The 1,672-nt window shown below is 50.6% G+C and carries 2 protein-coding genes; both read left to right on the top strand.

The annotated features are described in order from the left end of the window. The first annotated feature begins 121 nt into the window (after nucleotides 1-121). A complete protein-coding gene (locus FJZ26_05885; GenBank protein MBM3229939.1) occupies nucleotides 122-928 on the top strand; it encodes a hypothetical protein in 807 nt (268 codons plus the stop codon). Nucleotides 929-937: 9 nt separating this feature from the next. Next, on the top strand, nucleotides 938-1,672 hold a 735-nt coding region (locus FJZ26_05890; protein MBM3229940.1), incomplete at its 3' end, for a nucleotidyltransferase family protein.

Here is a 1,672-nt window from a genome sequence, read left to right on the forward strand (position 1 = left end):
AGTGTAGACAAAAAGGGGGGGAGGTGCAAACAGTTGTTCCTTGTGGCTTGTCCCTTTTTGGTCGTTGGGGGTAGAATAGCCCCAAAATGACTCAATTTCAGTCATTTCAATCGAGTTTCTTATGAAAAAAACCCTCATTCAGCTTAAAATTCTGCAGGGCCTTGGCGATACATTGCTCATTGTGGCCGCCTTTGCACTTTCTTATTTTGCACGGGTGGGGTTTTTGTTTTCCAGCACTTTCCCTTTTGAGCAATACTTCGTCATTGCTCTCATTACTACGCCCATCACTTTGCTCTTCATGTTTTTTGCGCGTACCTATAAATTGAGCCAGCAGATCTTTAGTCTGCGCCATGTTCAGCGGCTTGCATTTGTGGCCCTGCAAAACGTGGCGGTTTTTATGGTGCTTTATTACTTCACCTTCCGCGAGTTTTTTTCGCGCCTTATTCTGGTGTACATTTTTTGCTTCACACTTTCTTTTTTATATCTTTGGCACGCGCTCTTTGCGTGGATTTTGAAAAAAAGCACCTCGCGCGAGGTGGGGGTGTACCGCGTGCTGGTGGTGGGGGCCAACCGCCCCGCTCAGGACATTGTAAGGCGGCTTATTGCACGGCGGTCTTACCTTAAGCCTGTGGCGATTCTGGACGCGCACGGTACGGGCCAAAAAGACATTGCGGGAATCCCTGTGGTGGGCAAGTTGGACCGATTGGAAGACAGTGTGCGGGATCTTTCCATCGACCACATCATTCAGGCCGATCATCTGGAACAAACGGTGAACATTCTGAGTTTTGCCATGCAGCGGGGGCTTGGCTATTCGATGCCGCCCAATCTCTTGGGGGTGTTTCAGGGGCATCACAAGGTAGAAGAGATTGAAGGTCAGCCGTTTTTGCAGATTACAAGCCAGCGCCGTTTTTGGGATGCGATCTTTTAAGATGATGTCATGAAGTGTTTGATTCTTGCCGGCGGGTTTGCGACACGGCTTTGGCCGTTGAGCGAAAAACGGGTGAAGCCCCTACTGCATGTTAAGGACCGGCCACTCCTGTCGCATCTTTTGGGCATGTTCCCAAACGATGTCAAAATTTGGGTGGCCGTGAACCGGGCATATTCAGCTGGAATCGAGACATGGGCCAGGAATGAGGGGCATGGACGGGTGCAGGTGGTGATTGAAGAAAGCAGCAACGATGCGGAAAAGAAGGGGGCATTGGGCGCGGTAGCGGCCTTTGTTCAAAGTCATGGAATGGAGGAAGATCTGATGGTGGTCGCCGGCGACAATTATTTTGGCTTTGCGATGAAGGATTTTCTGGCGGCCTTTCAGGGCAAGCCCCTGCTGGCCGCGCACGATGTGAAAGAAGTGAGTGCCGCGCGCCGTTTTGGAGTGGTGCAGAGTCAGGCAGGCCGCATGACGGGCTTTGAGGAAAAGCCCGAACACCCCAAAAGTACCCTCGTTTCTACAGGGTGTTATTTGTTCCCGCAAAAAAATCTGGGTGACATTGTGGTTTACGCCGCAAAGCACAAAGACAATCTAGGGGGTATTTTTGAACACTTTCTTACGCAAGGCCAACCTGTGGATGTGTTTGAATTTTCGGAACCCTGGTACGACATTGGCTCTTTTGAAAGTTATCTGGCAGCGAACCTTGAGCTGCTAGATGGGCAAGCGGTACTGGAAGAAGGGGTC

The sequence above is a fragment of the Candidatus Parvarchaeota archaeon genome, assembly GCA_016866895.1.
In the GTDB taxonomy this organism is placed as follows: domain Archaea; phylum Micrarchaeota; class Micrarchaeia; order Anstonellales; family VGKX01; genus VGKX01.